Source organism: Azospirillum sp. A1-3, from assembly GCF_023806445.1.
Lineage (GTDB): Bacteria > Pseudomonadota > Alphaproteobacteria > Azospirillales > Azospirillaceae > Azospirillum.
On the sequence record NZ_JAMSLU010000003.1, the window covers coordinates 95545 to 113855 of the forward strand.

The 18311-nt window shown below is 67.0% G+C and carries 13 protein-coding genes; 5 read left to right on the forward strand and 8 right to left on the reverse strand.

Going from position 1 to position 18311, the window contains the following annotated elements:
* Positions 1–247: 247 nt before the first annotated feature.
* Positions 248–2074 carry a glutamine--fructose-6-phosphate transaminase (isomerizing) gene (gene glmS, locus M5E06_RS18380; RefSeq protein WP_109152960.1) on the reverse strand — a complete coding sequence of 609 codons (1827 nt, stop codon included), beginning with the start codon at positions 2072–2074 and terminating at the stop codon, positions 248–250.
* Between the two features lie 52 nt (positions 2075–2126).
* Positions 2127–3479, reverse strand: coding sequence for a bifunctional UDP-N-acetylglucosamine diphosphorylase/glucosamine-1-phosphate N-acetyltransferase GlmU (glmU, locus tag M5E06_RS18385; protein ID WP_252139436.1), 1353 nt, complete (start codon positions 3477–3479; stop codon positions 2127–2129).
* 1073 nt (positions 3480–4552) lie between these two features.
* Between glmU and M5E06_RS18390 the strand changes: the two genes are divergently transcribed.
* The 3 genes from M5E06_RS18390 (at position 4553) to M5E06_RS18400 (ending at position 10363) form a co-directional block, all read left to right on the forward strand.
* Complete coding sequence (locus tag M5E06_RS18390) at positions 4553–7111, forward strand: bifunctional diguanylate cyclase/phosphodiesterase (protein ID WP_252139437.1); 2559 nt, start codon at positions 4553–4555, stop codon at positions 7109–7111.
* 241 nt (positions 7112–7352) lie between these two features.
* Positions 7353–8492: a GGDEF domain-containing protein gene (locus M5E06_RS18395; RefSeq protein ID WP_252139438.1), complete on the forward strand. Its 1140-nt coding sequence runs from the start codon at positions 7353–7355 to the stop codon at positions 8490–8492.
* Between the two features lie 176 nt (positions 8493–8668).
* Complete coding sequence (locus M5E06_RS18400; protein ID WP_252139439.1) at positions 8669–10363, forward strand: ELWxxDGT repeat protein; 1695 nt, start codon at positions 8669–8671, stop codon at positions 10361–10363.
* A 36-nt stretch (positions 10364–10399) separates the two neighbouring features.
* On the opposite strand, the gene M5E06_RS18405 is transcribed toward M5E06_RS18400, so the two are convergent.
* The 6 genes from M5E06_RS18405 to fliG all read right to left on the reverse strand — a co-directional run bounded on the left by M5E06_RS18405 (position 10400) and on the right by fliG (position 16367).
* Positions 10400–11461, reverse strand: a complete 1062-nt coding sequence (locus M5E06_RS18405) for a 5-oxoprolinase subunit C family protein (RefSeq protein ID WP_252139440.1) — start codon at positions 11459–11461, stop codon at positions 10400–10402.
* A complete protein-coding gene (gene pxpB, locus M5E06_RS18410) occupies positions 11458–12177 on the reverse strand; it encodes a 5-oxoprolinase subunit PxpB (protein WP_252139441.1) in 720 nt (239 codons plus the stop codon). Before pxpB ends, M5E06_RS18405 begins: the two co-directional genes overlap by 4 nt.
* Before the next feature lie 10 nt (positions 12178–12187).
* Positions 12188–13489, reverse strand: coding sequence for a TRAP transporter large permease (locus M5E06_RS18415; RefSeq protein ID WP_252139442.1), 1302 nt, complete (start codon positions 13487–13489; stop codon positions 12188–12190).
* A 3-nt stretch (positions 13490–13492) separates the two neighbouring features.
* A complete protein-coding gene (locus M5E06_RS18420) occupies positions 13493–14002 on the reverse strand; it encodes a TRAP transporter small permease (protein ID WP_109152953.1) in 510 nt (169 codons plus the stop codon).
* Positions 14003–14105: 103 nt separating this feature from the next.
* Positions 14106–15119: a TRAP transporter substrate-binding protein gene (locus M5E06_RS18425; protein ID WP_109152952.1), complete on the reverse strand. Its 1014-nt coding sequence runs from the start codon at positions 15117–15119 to the stop codon at positions 14106–14108.
* A gap of 225 nt (positions 15120–15344) precedes the next feature.
* Positions 15345–16367, reverse strand: coding sequence for a flagellar motor switch protein FliG (gene fliG / locus M5E06_RS18430; RefSeq protein WP_085084489.1), 1023 nt, complete (start codon positions 16365–16367; stop codon positions 15345–15347).
* 170 nt (positions 16368–16537) lie between these two features.
* On the opposite strand from fliG, the gene M5E06_RS18435 reads away from it, so the two are divergent.
* Both M5E06_RS18435 and M5E06_RS18440 read left to right on the forward strand, forming a co-directional pair.
* Positions 16538–17239, forward strand: a complete 702-nt coding sequence (locus M5E06_RS18435; protein ID WP_252139443.1) for an MORN repeat-containing protein — start codon at positions 16538–16540, stop codon at positions 17237–17239.
* A 156-nt stretch (positions 17240–17395) separates the two neighbouring features.
* Positions 17396–18289, forward strand: a complete 894-nt coding sequence (locus tag M5E06_RS18440; protein ID WP_252139444.1) for a MurR/RpiR family transcriptional regulator — start codon at positions 17396–17398, stop codon at positions 18287–18289.
* The last annotated feature ends 22 nt before the right edge of the window (positions 18290–18311 follow it).

The following is an 18311-nucleotide window of genomic DNA, read 5'->3' on the forward strand; positions in this document are numbered from 1 at the left end:
GTAAACCGCTCCGGGTTTTCCGGTGGCTGCTTGTGTTGAGACACGCCGCCTTCCTGTCCTCATCGAACGCGTAACGGCGGCGAGCCATGGCACCTCCGGGGTGCGGCTACCTCTTTCGATGGCGTGCCGAATCCCCAGACGGTGCAAGGTCATTCAGGATGAAGCTTTGTTCTCGGGTATGATGGTTTATTCTTCAGTGTGAGACTTTGTTCCCCGTGAACAACACCAATCCTTTTCAAGCGGTCTCTTACTCCACCGTCACGCTCTTCGCCAAATTCCGCGGTTGGTCCACGTCGGTCCCCTTCAGCACCGCGGTGTGATAGGCCAGCAACTGCACCGGAATGGCATACAGCAGCGGCGCCACCAGCGGATCGCAGGCCGGCAGTTCGACCGACCAGCGGACCTTGTCCTTCAGCTTGTCGATGCCCTTCCGGTCGGCCAGCAGGAGGACCTTGCCGGAGCGGGCGCAGACCTCCTGCACGTTCGACACCACCTTCTCGAACAGGGCGTCGGACGGCACCAGCACGATCACCGGGACATTGTCGTCGATCAGCGCAATGGGGCCGTGCTTCAGCTCGCCGGCGGCGTAGCCTTCGGCGTGAATGTAGCTGATTTCCTTCAGCTTCAGCGCTCCTTCCAGGGCCAGCGGGTACATGGCGCCGCGGCCGAGATAGAGCACGTCGCGGGCCTCCGACACCTCCTGCGCCAGTTCCTTCAGCCGCTCGTCATGGGCCAGCACGTCGGCGGCGCGGGCGGGAACCTCGCGCAGCGCGTGGGCGATCTGCTGCATCCGCTCCTGGTCGATGGCGCCGCGGGCGCGGCCGACGGTGACGGCAAGGCAGGCCAGCGTGGTCAGCTGGGTGGTGAAGGCCTTGGTCGAGGCGACGCCGATCTCCGGACCCGCCATGGTGTAGAGCACGGCGTCGGATTCCCGCGCGATCGTGCTTTCCGGGGCGTTGACGATCGACAGGATCTTCTGGCCCTGGCGCTTGCAGTAGCGCAGCGCCTCCAGCGTATCCAGCGTCTCGCCCGACTGCGAAATGAACAGCGCGATGCCGCCCGGCGGCAGCGGAGCCTCGCGGTAGCGGAACTCCGAGGCGATGTCGACCTCGACCGGGATGCGGGCCAGCGTCTCGAACCAGTATTTGGCGACGAAGCCGGCGTAATAGGCGGTGCCGCAGGCGACGATGGTCAGCTTGCTGGCGCCGGCCAGATCGAAGGGGAAGTCCGGCAGGGAGAAGGTGCCGGTTTCCGGGTTGATGTAGGCGTTCAGCGTGTCGCCGATGACCTGCGGCTGCTCATAGATTTCCTTGAGCATGTAGTGGCGGTAGCCGTCCTTGCCGATCAGCGCGCCGGACACCGCGGTGGTCCTCACCGGCCGCTCCACCACCGCATCGGTGGCGTCGTGGACGATGGCGGCGGTGCGGCTGACCTCGACCCAGTCGCCGTCCTCCAGATAGCAGATGCGGTTGGTCAGCGGCGCCAGGGCGAAGGCGTCGGAGGCCAGATACATCTCGCCCTCGCCATAGCCGACGGCCAGCGGCGTGCCGTGGCGGGCGCCGATCATCAGCTCGTGCTCGCCGGCGAAGATCAGCACCAGGGCGAAGGCGCCGGTGAAGCGCTTGAAGGCGGCGGCCGACGCCTGGACCGGCGTCATGCCGTGCTGGTCCAGGTAATAGGTGACGAGATGGACGATCACCTCGGTGTCGGTCGCGCTTTCGAAGACGTAGCCGTGGCCGGTCAGCTCGTCCTTCAGCTCCTGGTAATTCTCGATGATGCCGTTGTGGACGACGGCGACGCGCTTGGTGGCGTGCGGGTGTGCGTTGTTCTCCGTCGGCCCGCCATGGGTGGCCCAGCGGGTGTGGCCGATGCCGACCGTGCCGGACAGCGGCTGGTCGCGCAGCTTCATGTCCAGGTTGCTCAGCTTGCCCTCGGCGCGGCGGCGCTCGATGTGGCCGTTCACCAGGGTGGCGACGCCCGCGCTGTCATAGCCGCGGTATTCCAGCCGGCGCAGGCCTTCCACCAGCCGGGGGGACGCGTCGTGAATGCCGTTGATGCCGATGATGCCGCACATGGACCTGATGCTCCTGAATAGATGCCGACCGGAGAGAAGACCCGAACCGACCTTACGCCTTTTTCGCTTTCTCGTTTTGCTTCCGTTCGCGGAACCGCTGTGCCCAGCCGGCGTACAGCTTCTGGCTGCCGCGGGCGACCACCAGCGCATCCGCTTCCACCGCCATCGTCACCACGCTGCCGGCGCCGACGATGGCGCCGTCGCCGATGACGACCGGGGCGACCAGCGCACTGTTGGAGCCGATGAAGGCCCCGGCGCCGATGTCCGTCCGGCTCTTGGTGAAACCGTCGTAATTGCAGGTGATGGTGCCGGCGCCGATGTTGGCCTTGGCGCCGACGCGGGCGTCGCCGATGTAGGTCAGGTGGTTGGCCTTGGCCCCGGCTTCGATCACCGCGTTCTTCACCTCGACGAAGTTGCCGATGTGAACGTCCGGACCGATCTCCGCACCCGGACGCAGGCGGGCATAGGGGCCGATGACGGCACCGCTGTCGATGCGCACGCCTTCCAGATGGCAGTAGGGCTTGATCTCCACCCGGTCGCCCACCGTCACGCCGGCGCCGAAGAAGCAGCCGGGCCCCACCACCACGTCGCGTCCGAGCCTTGTGTCGACGCTGAGGAAGGTGCTGTCGGGATCGATCAGGGTGGCGCCGTTGTCCATCGCGGCCTTGCGCAGGCGGCGCTGCAGCAGCTTCTCCACCTCCGCCAGTTCGGCCCGGGAATTGACGCCGACCACCTCGGCCGGAGCGGCCTCCACCACGGCGCAGGCCATGCCGGCGCGGCGCGCGATCTGGACCACGTCGGTCAGGTAATATTCCGACTTGGCATTGTCGTTGCCGACGCTGCCGATCAGGTCGAACATGCGGGCGCCGTCGAACGCCATCAGGCCAGCGTTGCACAGGGTGACCGCGCGCTCCTCCTCGCTGGCGTCGAGATACTCGACGATCTTCTCCAGCCCGCCGCGGGCGTTCAGGATCAGCCGGCCATAGGCGCCCGGATCGTCGGGGCGCATGCCCAGAACCACCACCGCCGGGTCGCTCGCCTGCCGGCGCGCCTGCACCAGCGCGCGCAGCGTGTCCGGCGTGACCAGCGGCGTGTCGCCGTACAGGACGATGACGTCGCCGGTGAAGCCCTCCAGCAGGCCGAAGGCGGCGCGCACGGCGTCGGCGGTGCCGCGCTGCTCATGCTGGACCGCGGTGGGGTAGGGGGCGACGGCGGCGGCCACGCTGTCCATGCCGGGGCCGACCACGACCACCACATGGTCGGGGTCGAGCGTCTTCACCGCGGCCAGCACATGCCCGACCATCGGCCGGCCGGCAACCCGGTGCAGCACCTTGGGCAGATCGGATTTCATGCGCGTGCCCTTGCCGGCGGCGAGGATCACGCAGGCGAGCGGACGATTGGCCATGGTGGTGTTCCTGGTCGAGCCTTGTGTGGAGGGGGAAACCGGTCGCAAATGGCGTCGTACTTGAGCCGGGAAAGGTTAAGACATCACTGCCGGAAAGGACGACGCTTCTTCCGGAGTGGGCGCCGCACCATCGGCAATTCCGAGAGTGGTGTGCCACAGCACGCCGGGGAAGCCCAAGTCAACTTTTGTTTCAATCTGCAATAAACAAATGTTTCCAACGGGTTACCTGCCCAATTTTTCTGTGTTTACCGCCGGAGGCTTTCCAGCTTCGCGATGGCGGCGTTCGCCGTTTGTCGCCAGTCCGCCCGACCTGTGTGGATTTCGGGATTTTTCAGTGAGATGTGCCCGGTGACGGCCGCGAACTCCAGAGCCGAACAGCCGGTCTGCGCCGGCAGCGAGGCAGAGGCTTTCCGCAAGCCATGGAAAACGTAACCCTTCACCTCCGCATGAGCTTTGATTGCCAAACATAGGGCGTTGGAAAATCCTATTCTGTTCCAGGGATGTCCGGAAGCGGGGTTGACCAGTATTGTTACGGAGGTAGCGTTTCTCTTCCACTCCGTCAACTCGACCTTTAGGTCCGCGTGACACGGTACCCACAGCCGGCTATCGGTCTTTTCTGGGTAACCTGGATCTCGGGGCCGTCATAATCATCCCACCGCATCCTGATGAGGTCCGATGACCTCCGGCCGGTGTGGAACGCCAGAACCATGGCCCGGCGCATAGGCTCCTTGAAATGGACGATGGCGAAGTGGGCGAAGGCGAAACCGCCCGCCCGGTCCAGCCGCCGGGTCGCTTTTTCAATTGCGGTTTGTCTGTATCGGCGCAAATCGCCGAAAGACTGGCGGGATTCCGGCCATGGGCAGCTCGGCGTAAACAAAAGATTGGTGTGCTTGCGTTGCGAACTGTTCTCATAAGCGGAAAATTAACGGAGGCGGGGGTAGAATAATTGCAATGTCGGGAATTTGGTAACCGCTGCGATGATCTCCGCCCGCACTCCAGGAAACTTCGATCATGCAACGGGCGATGCCCGTCGCCTTAACATGGCCGGACTGCTTTTTGTCGCCATGGTTGTGATGACCATTGCGTTCGTGCTGTTCATGGCACTGGAGACGGCCCGTCGGATCGACATGGCCACGGCGGAGCGGACGAAGGACGAGATCGCCGACGCGGTCGCGGACCTCGGCGCCGCGATGGGAAAGAAGGCCGAGGAATACAGCCTGTGGAACGATGCCGTCGACCATCTGGTCGTCGGCTACGACCCCGTCTGGGCCAACGCCAATGTCGGCCCCTATGCGGAGCGGCTGTGGGGGCTCGACCGCTCCTATGCCTGGAATGGCCGTGACGGGCTGATCTATGCGTCGAAGGACGGCGCCCTGCGCGATGACCTGGACGCGGCGACCAGCGAGGCTGCCGATCTGCGGCCGGTTCTGACGGCGGCGCGCGCCACCGGAAAGCCGGTCAGCGGCATCGTCCATATCGGGCAAATCCCCTTCGTCTTCGGCGCGCGGGTGATCGAATACGAAACTGGACACGCCCCGCTGCCGCCGAATCCCGACCGGCCGGTTCAGGTCTTCATGACCAGGCTCGACTCGGAGCTGGCGAAACTCGCAAGCTCGCGCCGGATCGCCGATCTGCACGTGGCTGCGGCCGACGGACCTGCACTGATGGATGTCGTCAGCCTGCCGCTGGAGAGCATCGCCGGGCAGCGGTTCGGCGTGCTGACCTGGACGCCGGAGCAGCCCGGCCACACCCTTGTCCGCGAGACGGCGCCCTATGCCGGCGGCTTCGCGCTGGCGCTGCTGGCCCTGCTGTTCCTGTTCCAGCGCGTGCTGCAACGGTTGAAGCGGCAGGAACCGCTGCGCCTCAGCGAGGCCCGGCTGGCCCAGGCGCAGCGGGTCGCAAAGCTGGCCTACACCGTCCATCTGCCCGACGACTTGGTGGAGGTCTCGGCCAATTTCCACGAACTGGTCGGCGTGGACCCGAATGGCCTGAACCCGATCGGCTCGGGCGGCGGGGCCGAACGGCTCACCGTCGGGCAGCTTCTCGACCGGGTGGTGCCGGAACAGCGGCCGGACGTGCAGGACGCCTATCGCCGGGCCTGGGCCGAGAACGCGCGGTTCGACATCGAATACCGCGTCGCCCGGCCCAACGGCGACCATCTGGACCTTCAGGAGGTCGGGGAGCCCTTCCATGATGCCGGCGGCCTCGTGCTGGGGCTGATCACCGCCATCCAGGACGTCACCGCGCGCCGCCGGGCGGAGGAGACGATCCGCCATCAGGCCAATTACGATGCGCTGACCGGGCTGCCCAATCGGCCGCTGTTCTATGACAGGCTGCGACAGGCGCTGCGGCGGGCGGCGCGCGACCGGACCTGCATGGCGCTGCTGTTCATCGACCTGAACCGCTTCAAATGGGTCAACGACACGCTGGGCCATCAGACCGGCGACGTGCTTCTGCGCGAGGCGGCGCACCGGATGGCCGCTTGCGTCCGCGGGTCGGAGACCATCGCCCGGATCGGCGGCGACGAGTTCACCGTCATCCTGTCGCAGGTCGGCGACCGGGCGGAGGCGGAGACGGTGGCCCGCCGCCTGTTCGAAAGCCTGGGCGAACCCTTCCACATCGCCGGCCAGACCCTGCACATCTCGGCCAGCATCGGCGTCACCTTCTCGCCGGAACAGGGGACCGACCCCGAACTGCTGGTGAAGAACGCCGATGTCGCCATGTATCAGGCCAAGCGGCAGGGGACGGCCAACTGGACCTACTACGATCCGGAGATGGACGCCGACGCGCTCGACCATTTGCAGATGGAGAACCTGCTGCACGACGCGGTGGCCAAGGGCCAGCTGGCGCTGTTCCTCCAGCCGGTGGTGGAGGTCGGCAGCGGCCTGCTGGCCGGCGCGCAGGCGGAGGTGCGTTGGAACCACCCCGACCGTGGCCTGCTGCCCCCCATCGACTTTCTGCATCTGGCCGAGGCGAACGGGCTGATCCTGCAGATCGGCGCATGGCTTCTCGACGCCGGCTGCCGGCAACTGGCGGGCTGGCGCGACCGTGGCGCCGCCGGGCTGCGGCTGACCGTGCCGGTGTCCACCCTGCAGCTCAAGCATTCCGGTTTCGGCGATCAGGTCACCGGCTGCCTCGCCCGCCATGGCGCGTCGCCGGACCGGCTGATCCTGGAACTGCCGGAGGCCGCCATGCTGGCGCCGTCGGCGGAGATGACGCGGACCATGCAGTCGCTCAGGACGCTGGGTGTCACCTTCTCCGTCGGCGGCTTCGGCACCGGCTATGCGTCGCTCGGCCATCTGAGGCGGCTTCCGGTGGAATTCCTGAAGATCGACCAGGGCATCCTGCAGGATATGATCCGCAATCCCGCCAACCAGGAGACCGTGCGCGCCATCGTGGCACTGGCCCGCAGCATGGACCTGACGGTGATCGCCGAAGGGGTCGAGACGGGAGAGCAGCACCTCCTGGCCGAAGAGGTCCGCTGCGGCTTCGCGCAGGGGGCATTCCTCGGCCGGCCCCTTCCGGCAGAAGCGTTCGATCCTGCGTTCAAGCTGGCGTTCGGTCCGGTGACGGCGGCTTCCGTGGGCGGGAGAGGCGAGTCGCTGTGTCCCGTCGGCGATGGGGAGAGCTGACAAGTCGCGATCGGCCTTCTTTTCGCGCAATACGCATCACTCCGTCGGGCGTCTTCGGCTTATCGGCGGGGAGGCGGTGCCCGAAAACCGGTTCCGGTCCGGCAACGTCCCGGACAATGAACCGCATTTGCGACAAACCCTCCGCATCACACTAGGATGTCCGCACTAAGCATATTAGAATATTCACACGAAGATGGATGCCTGAAGGTCGGCAACCCGGCGGTTCGAAGGGGAGCGGCAGGTGGAGGAACCCAGCGCCACGACGACGATCGCAACGGCACTCGCGGGCGGTGTCGGGCTGCTGGCGCTGGTGACGCTCGTTTACGGGACGATCCTGTATCGGATGGAGGAACGGCCCCGGGTCCGGCAGCTTTGCCTGGGGCTGCTGTTCGGCCTCGGCGGGGTGGCCGCCATGCTGCAATCGGTTCCCATCTCCCCCGGCGTTTTTCTGGACGTGAAGGCGGTGCCGGTCGCGTTGGCCGCTCCCTTCGGTGGACCGCTGGCCGCCGTGCTCGCCGCCGGGATCGTGTCGGCGGTCCGCATCGCGATCGGCGGCGCCGGGACGCTTCCGGGGGTGCTCGGGATCCTGCTGGCGGCGTCGGTCGGTCTGCTACTCCGGCGGCTGGTGCCGGATGCGGAGTGGCGAAACACCAGACCGCTGCTCATCCTCGGCCCGGTTGCGTCGTTCCACCCCCTCAGCATCTTCGTGCTGCCGTGGGAGGTCGCGCTGCCGGTCTTGATCGAAGGTGGGATTCCCGTCGCCCTGTTCACGATGGCGGGCATCCTGCTGCTGGGCACGATGCTGGCGCGCGAACGCCGCCGCGTCGACACCGAGCATGTGCTGCGCAACGCGGCGTTGAGCGATCCGCTGACCGGACTGGCCAACCGCCGGGCCTTCTTCGCTTTCATCGACCGGGCCGTGGCCAGCGCGCTGCGCCACGACACGCCGGTGTCGCTCCTGATGCTTGACATCGACCATTTCAAGGAGGTCAACGACAGCCGCGGGCACGATGCCGGCGACGCCGTGCTGGTGGCGCTCAGCCGTCTGCTCCAGTGCAGCGTGCGGCAGAGCGACCTCGTCGCCCGTTTCGGCGGCGAGGAGTTCGCCATCCTGCTGCCCAATGCGCCGGGCGATGGGGCGTTTCAACTCGCCGAACGCCTGCGCTGCGCCGTCCGCGACATGAGCATTCCGCAGGACGGCACGATCCTGCATGTGACCGTCAGCATCGGCCTGTCGACCCTGACCCCCGACATCGGCCGGGCCGACGCCATGATCAAGGCGGCCGACATGGCGCTCTACCGCGCCAAGCAGGGCGGCCGGGACCGGGTCTGCCGCCATCGGGAAAGCGGCGTGAAGGAGCCGGTGCCGGCTGCGGAGTGAAGCGTCCGCCGTACTTTCTTTCGGACGATACGGGGATGTCCCCGGCCGAACCGGGGTAGCGGCGCGGAGCGATGGATCACTGGCTGCGTGCACATGCAGAATGCACACATGAGAACCGTATAATATAGACACCCTGCCGATGCCATCCGCGTCGGCACCATTGGGAGGGTGCGGTCATGGCGTGGGATCAGGCGCAGAATCACGGCGTGTCCGGTCGGCGGATCACGGGCGGCCCGCATCGCGATCTTCTGTTCGGCGGCAGCGGGGACGACACGATCACCGGCAATCGCGGCAACGATTATATGGAAGGCGATGGCGGCAGTGACCGTTTCGTCCTCAAGCCCGGTGACGGTTGGGACTGCATCGGCGATTTCCAGGGCGGTGCGGGCGGCGACCTGCTGGACCTGCGGGGCTGGGGCGGCATCGGCAGCCTGGAGGATGTGCTGGCCCATTCCCATCAGGATCGCGACGGGCTGGTCCTCGATTTCGGGCCGCGCGACGGGGTCAAGCTGATGGGGCTGACACGGGACGACCTGAGCGCCGACAATCTGCTGCTCAAGACCAGCCATGTCCGGGCCGATGCCGTCTTCGCGGCCGTGGACACGGGTCATGGCGATGAGCTGTGGGGAACGGACGGCCACCGGACTTTCCTTCTGCGGGACATCGCTCCGGGTGCGGCCTCGTCGGACCCGCGGGAATTGGTCCGACTGGGCAAGCGTGTGTATTTCAGCGCGGATGACGGGGTGCATGGCCGCGAAGTGTGGACGACCGACGGAACGGCGGGCGGGACACACATGGTGGCCGATATCAATCCGGGGGCGACGGGCTCGTCGCCGACGGCGTTCACCGTCGCGGATGGCAAGCTGTTCTTCCAGGCGGACGACGGCCAGCACGGAGCGGAGTTGTGGGTCAGCGACGGCACCGCCGCCGGGACGCACATGGTCAAGGACATCAGCGACAGACCGGCCGGTTCCTCGCCGGGCGATCTGACGGCGGTGGGGGACGAGCTGTTCTTCTCCGCCACCGACAGCGAGCATGGCAGGGCGCTGTGGCGGTCGGATGGAACGGCAGCCGGGACGGTTCTGGTGAAGGATTTCTATGCCGGGGGATTCGATCCGCCGGTCCCTGTGCCGATTTTGCCCCATCATCTTACGGCGGTCGGCGACCGGCTGTTCCTGATGGCCTGGAACGGCACCGGCTCCTACAGCCAGCTGTGGGTGACCGACGGGACGGAGAAGGGCACGGTCAAGCTGCTGGAAGGTCTTGGTGAGAATGTGAGGATCGGGCGCACGGTGTCTCTGGTCGCCGCCGAAGATACGCTGTTCTTCAACAGCGGCAACGATCTGTGGAAGAGCGACGGTACACCCAAGGGCACGGTCCTGGTCAAGACGTTCCCACCAGCTGGTCTTTCCGGTCCCAATCAGTTCCTTGCCGTCGACGACAACGTCGTCTTCAATACCCGCACCGAGCAGACCGGCTACGAACTCTGGTTCTCGGACGGGACGGCGCAGGGAACCCACATGGTCAAGGACATTGCGCCCGGCAGCGCCAGCGCCGCCATTGGAAACCTGACCGTCGCCGATCACAGGCTGTTCTTCACCGCGGATGACGGCGTGCATGGCAACGCCCTGTGGAGAACCGACGGCACCGAGGCCGGCACGCGGATGGTCACCGACAAGACCCATCGTACGACCTGGACTCAGCCCACCGGCGTGGATGCGGTCGGCGACCAGCTGTATTTCAGCGCGACGGACTCCACCCAGGCCGGTGCCCTGTTCCGCATGGATGTGGACAGCGGCGTGGTGAGGGAACTCGCCAGCTCGCAGCCCTTCACCCTGCCCAGCGGCGGCTTGCAGATCGTCGGTGTCTGAGCCGTCCCCGGCGGGTGCCCGTTACACCAGGGGGCATCACAGCAGGGGGATGTCGCTGCCGCCGTTCACGATGTCGACGGTGCCGGAGATCAGGTTCTCCGCATAGAGCGCCTCCAGGTCGACGCCGCCGGTGGGGCGCACCGGGCGGATGGCGCGGATCCAGCCGGCGATCGCCTGTTCCTGGCGGCGGCGGATCGCTTCGGCCTCCTCCACCGTCACCGCCTGGAAGGACAGGCTGTCGCCGGGGCGCAGGCGGCCGGCGCGGGGCAGGTCGGCGGAGATCACCGTGGCGATCTTGGCATAGCCGCCGGCGGTCTGGTGGTCGTTCAGCAGCAGGATCGGCTGCCCGTTGCCCGGCACCTGAATGGAGCCGGTGACCAGCCCGTCGGACGGAATGTCGGCGCTTCCCCGATGCGCCAGCGCCGGCCCCTCCAACCGCAGTCCCATGCGGTCGGCCTGTTTGCCGACGCGGTAGGTCGCCGACAGGAAGCTGTCGATCGCGGCTTCGGTGAAGCGGTCCTCCTGCGGTCCCAACATGACGCGTAGCGGGCCGGCGCCATAGTCGGGCGGCTGCGGCAGTTCGACATCCGAAGCGTCCGGGGCGCTGTCGCAGACCAGCGGCAACCGGTCGCCCTCGGCCAGCGGCCGCCCGCCGAGCGGACCGATGCCGGCGCGCACATAGGTGGACAGGCTGCCCATCACCGGCGCCAGCGCGAAACCGCCGGCAACCGCCAGATAGGCGACGGAGGCGCCGTCCACCGCGCCCAGCCGCAGAACGTCGCCCTGCCGCAGGGTGTGGCTGCGGTGCGGGGCGAGCGGCTGCGGGGCATCTCCCTCGCGCTCCAGTGTCAGGGCCAGCGGTCCGACGGCGGCGATGCGGACGGTGGGCGTATCGACCCGCAGCGCAGGGCCGAGCAGGGCAATCTCCAGCCCGGCGGTTCCCTGAGGATTGCCGACCAGCGCATTGGCCAGCCGCAGCGCCACCGGGTCGAGCGCCCCGGCCACTGGCATGCCCAGCTCCTGATAGCCGAAGCGGCCCAAATCCTGGATCGTCGCGAACAGGCCCTGCCGGACCACCGTGAGACAGGCGGCCATCATGCGGCCCTCAGGCCGGCGGGGTCGAAGCGGCCGGCGCTTGCCGCCTCGGCGATGGCGTCGAAGGTGGCGCGGTCTACCGCGTCGAAGCGCACCCGGTCGCCGGCCGCCAGCAGCACCGGATCGGGCCGGTCACCGTCATAGAGCGGCACCGGGCAGCGACCGATCAGGTGCCAGCCGCCGGGACTTTCCCAGGGATAGACGGTGGTCAGTCGCCCGGCGATGGCGACGGAACCGGCCGGCACCCGCACCCGCGGCTCGGTCCGGCGCGACCGTTCCAGCTCGGCCGGCAGATCGCCCATGTAGCCGAAGCCCGGCATGAAGCCCAGCATGTAGACGAAATACTCGACCGATCCGTGCAACTCCGCCACCCGCTCCGCCGTCAGGCCCAGCGTGTCGCACAGTTCCGCCAGATCGGGGCCGAGGTCGGGGTCGTAGCAGACGGGCAGGCGCCACAACCGGCCTTCCGCCGGGGCGGCGTCGCTGCCGGCCAGCGCCGCCTCGACTGCCGCCTGCATCTGGCGGCGGCTGGTCGTGACGGGATCATAGACCACCAGCAGCGAGCGGAAGGTCGGCACCGTTTCCACCAGTCCCGGCGGCGGCGCGGCCTTCAGTCGGGCGTGCAGGGCCATGACGCGGGCGTTGGTCGCCCGGTCGATGGTCTCGCCGAACTCGACGTTGAAGGCGGTGTCGCCGGCGCTGGTGAAGCGGACTTGCACGTTTTCCTCGTTACCCGATCATCATCGACGGCAGCCAGGACACCATGCCGGGGAACACCCACAGCAGGACCACCATCACCACCATCAGCAGGAAGAAGGGCATGCTGGCCTTGCCGATGGTGAAGATGTCCTTGCCGGTCATCGCCTGCAGCACGAACAGGTTGAAGCCCACCGGCGGGGTGATCTGCGCCATCTCCACCACGATGATGATGTAGATGCCGAACCACAGAAGGTCGATCCCCGCCTGCTGGACCATCGGCAGGATCACCGAGGTGGTCAGCACCACCATCGAGATGCCGTCGAGGAAGCAGCCCATCACGACGAAGAAGGCGGTCAGCGCCACCAGCAGCGCCGCCGGCGACAGCTGCATGGTGGTGATCCACTCCGCCAGTAGGCGCGGGATGCCGGTATAGCCCATCGCCACCGTCAGGAAGGCCGCGCCGGCCAGGATGAAGCCGATCATGCAGGAGGTGTGGGCGGCACCGAACAGGCTGTCACGGAAGGTCGTCCAGTTCAGCGTGCCGGTCACCAGGGCCAGCACCAGAGAGCCCAGCACGCCGATGCCCGCCGCCTCCGTCGGGGTGGCGATGCCGACATAGATGGAGCCCAGCACCGCCGCGATCAGCAGCATGACCGGGATCAGCGCGCCGGTGTCGCGGATCTTTTCGGCGAAGCTCTGAGACGCCTCCGGCGGCGGGACCCGGCCGGGGTTCAGCAGCGACCAGCCGCCGACATACAGCATGAACAGCCCGGTCAGCACGATGCCGGGAATGACGCCGGCGATGAACAGCCGGGCGATCGACACGTCGGCGGCCACGCCATAGACGATCATGATGATCGACGGCGGGATCAGCAGCCCCAGCGTGCCGGCCCCCGCCAGCGACCCCAAGGTCATCATCGGGTCGTAGCCGCGCCGGTTCAGCTCCGGAATGGTCATGCGGCCGATGGTGGCGGCGGTGGCGGCGGACGAGCCGGACACCGCGGCGAAGATCGAGCAGCCGATGATGTTCACATGCATCAGCCGGCCGGGCAGCCAGCCGGTCCAGGGCGCCAGCCCCTTGAACATGTCGGACGAGATGCGGGTGCGGAACAGGATCTCGCCCATCCAGATGAACAGGGGCAGGGCGGTCAGCGTCCAGGAGGTGCTGGCGCCCCACACGTTGGTCGCCATCACCATGCCGACCGGCCTTGCGGTGAACAGCGCCATGGCGACGAAGCCGACGCCAGCCAGCGCCAGCGCCACCCAGACGCCGGCCCCCAGCATCAGGAACATCGTCACGACGACGACGATGGATGCGGTCGTCTCGTCCATCGCTCAGCCCTCGCTCTGCATGCCGGCATGCTGGTAGGAGGCGTCGCGCCCCTGCAGCACGGCCAGCAGATCGTCGATCAAGGCGATGACCAGCACCACCAGCCCCGCCGCCATCAGCGCCTGCGGGATCCACAGCGGGATCGGCAGCACGCCCTGGCTGAGGTCGCCGAAATCGTAGGAATCATAGGTCATGCGCACCCAGTACCAGGCGAAATAGGCGCTGAGCGCGGTGGCGAAGCCCAGGCACAGCAGCTCCATGACGCGGCGGGCGGGACCGTTCAGCCGCTCCACCAGCACGCCGACGCGGATATGGGCACCGCGGCGCAGCGCCGGCCCCAGCATGAGGAAGAAGGACGCGGCCATGCAGTAGCCCGCCAGCTCGTCGGCGCCCGGCACCATTCGGTCGAACAGGCGGCTCGCCACCTGGGTCACGATCAGGACGGCAATGGCGGCGAGCGAAACCGCGCCCAGAATCTCGGCGGTTCGGTAAAGGATGGACAGTGCGGTGCGCATGGCGCAACCACCTCCTGCGGTCGGTCGTGACGAAGGGGCGTCAGGAATGGAGAGGCCCGGCCGGCCGCCCTTGCTGATGGCTGCCGGCCGGGTTCCCTGCGCTTTACTTGCGATAGGCCGCGATGATGGCCTCGCCGTCGGCGCCGGCCGACTTGATCCATTCCTCGGTCATCGTCTTGCCGATGGCGGACAGGCCTTCCTTCAGCTTGTCGGACGGCGGCAGCACCTTCATGCCGTTGTCCGACATTGTCTTGTTCAGCTCGGCCGTCTTCTTCTCCCACTCGGCCCAGCCCTTGGCCTCGGCCTTCGCCGCGGCGTCCTGGATCGCCTTCTGGGTGTTGGCGTCCAGACCCTTCCAGACTTCGGAATTGACGAACACCATGTTGCGCGGCAGCCAGGCCTGGACGTCGTAATAGACCTTCACGAAGTCCCAGGCCTTGGTGTCGACGCCGGTGGCGGCCGAGGTGATCATCGCGGTGACGATGCCGGTGCCGAAGGCCTGCGCGACCTCCGCCGCCTCGATCTTCACCGGGATGGCGCCGGACAGTTCGGCGATGCGGGTGGTGGCCGGGTTGTAGGCGCGGAACTTCTGGCCCTTCAGCCCCTCGACCGACTGGATCTCGTCCTTCACATACAGGCCCTGCGGCGGCCACGGGATCGAATAGAGCAGCTTCAGGCGCTGGCGCTCCAGCTTCTTCTCCAGAAAGGGCTTGGAGACGTCGTACAGCTTGTGCGCGGCCTTGAAGTCGGTGGCGAGGAAGGGAACGGAATCGAGGCCGTAGAGCGGATCCTCGTTCGCCCAGGAGCTGATCAGCACCTCGCCCAGCTGGGCCTGACCGGACTGGACCGCGCGCTTGATCTCCGGATGGCGGATCAGCGAGCCGTTGGTGTGGACGGTGATGCTGATCTTGCCGTTGGTGGCCGCCTTCACGTCGTCGGCGAACTGCTTCACCACGACGGTGTGCAGGTTCGTGTCCGGATAGGGGGTCGGCATGTCCCAGGTCTCGGCCGCGGCGGCCAGCGGCCCGGCGGCGACGACGCCGAGGCCGAGCAGGCTGGCGACCACCGGACCGGCGATCCGGCGGGTGAGACGGGATTGCAGCGTGTCAGCGGTCATGATGTTCGGAAGCTCCCTGTTGTTGGCCGATGCGGCACCCGCCGGCCTTATGGCCGGTCGGACGGGAGCGGAAGCCGCATCACCGGCCCGGCCGCCCCCCTGATCCCGCCCTGCTTCGGACTCCAAAGGTTCACCGTTCCGGACCTTCCGTCAAATCTCCTGTGAGGAATGCGGGAAAAAAAGTCAGCGCTGCCCGCCGCTTATTGGCTGCAACGCATCCGCCGGTCAGTAGATCAGCTCGTTCTCGCCGCTGCCTTCGGCCAGGACCAGTTCGCCGCGGGCGGCAAGGTCCTTCGCCAGCTGGACCATGTACATCTGCGCCTCGTCCACGTCGCGGACGCGCACCGGACCCATGGCCGCCATGTCCTCGCGCAGGATCTTCGCCGCACGCTCGGACATGTTGGAGAAGAACAGATCCTTCAGCGACTCCGAGGCGCCCTTCAGCGCGGTGCCGAGCTTCTGCTTGTCGACCGTGCGCAGCATCGTCTGGACGCCGGTGGGGTCGAGCTTCGACAGATCCTCGAAGGTGAACATCAGCGACTTGATGCGCTCGGCGCTGTCGCGGTTGCGTTCCTCCAGGGCGGCCATGAAGCGGTGCTCGGTGGTGCGGTCCAGACCGTTGAAGATCTCCGCCAGCATCTCGTGGCTGTCGCGCCGGCTGGTGCGGGCGAGGTTGGTCATGAACTCCGTGCGCAGGGTGCGCTCGACATCGTCCAGAACCTCCTTCTGCACCGCCTCCATCCGCAGCATGCGCATGATGACTTCCATGGCGAAGCTTTCCGGCAGCTGCGCCAGGACGCGGCCGGCATGGTCGGAGCGGATCTTGGACAGGACGACGGCGACGGTCTGCGGATACTCGTTCTTCAGATAGTTGGACAGCACCGACTCGTTCACGTTGGTCAGCTTGTCCCACATCGTGCGGCCGGCCGGACCACGGATATCCTCCATGATCTGGTCGACCTTGTCCTTCGGCAGGGTCTTCAGCAGCAGCCGCTCGGTCGAATCGAAGGAGCCGACCACGGTGCCGCTCGACGACATCTGTTCGGCGAACTCGACGAACAGGCGCTCGATCAGGTTGGCCGACACCGTGCCCAGGTTCGCCATCACCTGGGACAGTTCCTTGATCTCCTCGTCGTCCATCAGCGAGAACAGCTTGGACGAATGCTCCTCGCCCAGCGCCAGCATCATGATGGCGGCCTTTTCCGGGCCGGTGAGGGTCCGGTAGTCCTCACGAACCTTCTGAGCCATTGCTACCCTTCATGATGCGCGATTCCAACAATGCGCGATGATTGCGGCAAACATCGTTAACAAACGATAAGGAAGGGCGTAGCGACGTGTGAAATGGCGGGGCCGGAACCGAATCCGGGCGGGGCGGTTGGAGGGTGCAGCCCCAACCTACCGCGCGAAAGGTGGCGTCCATGCCCGCCCGTGCCGCCCTTCTGCCGCCCTGTCTCGCTGCCGTCCTGTCGGCAATTCTGCCGGCGTCCGCCCTGGCGGAACGGGCGGTGACGGTTCAGGGATCCGACTGCCAGGTTTGGGACCAGTATCCCGACCGCCGCAAGACCATCCGCTGGTCCGGGGCCTGCCCGAACGGCTGGGCGAGCGGTCCCGGCGTGCTGAGTTGGTCCTACGACGGCCGCTATGACGGGCAGGTTGAGGGCACGCTGGTCGACGGGCGGCTGGAAGGGCAGGCCCTCGTCGCCTGGCGCGACGGCCGCCGCCTCGACGGAACTTTCCGCGACGGGCTGGTTTCGGGGCAGGCGACCCATGTCTGGCCCGACGGGCGCGTGTATGAGGGGGAGTGGAAGGACGACCGCCGGACCGGCTTCGGCACGCTCACCTTCCCCAGCGGCAACAAATATGTCGGCCAGTTCCACCGCAACCGCCCGACCGGACCGGGCGAATTCGTCACCGCGGACGGCCGCCGTTATCGGGCACGGATCGACGCCCGCGGCATCGTCAGCGCCGGCGCGCCGCTGGACCGCCCGCCGCAATCCGCGGCGATCCCGTCGGCCGCGGAGTCCGACCCCGCTTCGCTGCCGATCCGCACCGGCCGGCCGCAGAAGCTGGAAGAGTGGCTGAACCAGTCCGACCAGCTTCTTCGAGACCGTTCGCGGTAGGGGCTGGTTGCGTCCCCAACATTGCGGAAATGCCCCTCACCCGGACCCATGCCCATCGCATACGCCACTATGTGAAAATGGATTTACAGAAATATGTCGATCCTGTAACTCTATCGACATAGAGGCCGTGCTGATGCTGCGAAGGGGTTCGGGGGAATGGAGTCGCCCATTCAGACGGGATCGCTGCTGATCCGCATGCAGAACTGCCAGCAGCAGCTTCCGGCCGCCCTCGCCAAGGTGGGGGAGTGGGCGCTGGCCTATCCCTTCCGCACTGCGACCCTGAAGATCGGTGAGTTGGCGGCGGCGGCGGAAGTGTCGGTGGCGTCGGTCAACCGCTATGCCCGCTTCCTCGGCTATGACGGCTTTCCGGAGTTCCGCGAGGATCTGCTGCGCGCCTTCGAATCCACCTTCGCGCCGGTGGAGAAGCTGCGCGTCGCGGTGCAGCGCGACACCTCCAATGCCGAGATCATGCGGGAATCGCTGGCCAGCGACGCCGGCAACATCACCCGCACCATGGATCTGCTGCAGCCGGAGCAGTGCGAGGCGGCGATCCGCATGATCCGCGAGGCCGGCCGCGTCGTGGCTCTGGGCCTGGGCGACAGCGCCTATCTCGCCCTGTTCCTGGCCGACGTGCTGGAACCCTATGTCGACAATGTCCACGAAGCCATCGAGTTCGCGGGCACCGAGCGCACCATCCGCCGGCTGATGACGATGAAGCCCGGTGATCTGGTGATCGCCATCACCTCGCCGCGCTATTCACGCCGGACCATCGAGCATCTGCAGATGTGCCGGGAGCATGGGGCGAAGGCCATCGCGCTGACCGACGCGCCGGATAGCCCGATCGTGCCGCTGGCCGACGTCACCCTGCTGGCCGGGGCCGACCATGGCGTGCGCCACAGCTCCCCCACCGGGCTGATGGCGCTGATCGTCGCGCTGGGCACCGCGCTGTCGCGCTCCGGTCCCGACAGCGTCCATCAGGCCGCCGACATGGCCGAACGCATCCTGCCCTACCTCCACGTCGTGCCGAAAAGCAAGCAGCCGACGGATTGAGCCGGGCTTTCCCTTCCACGCG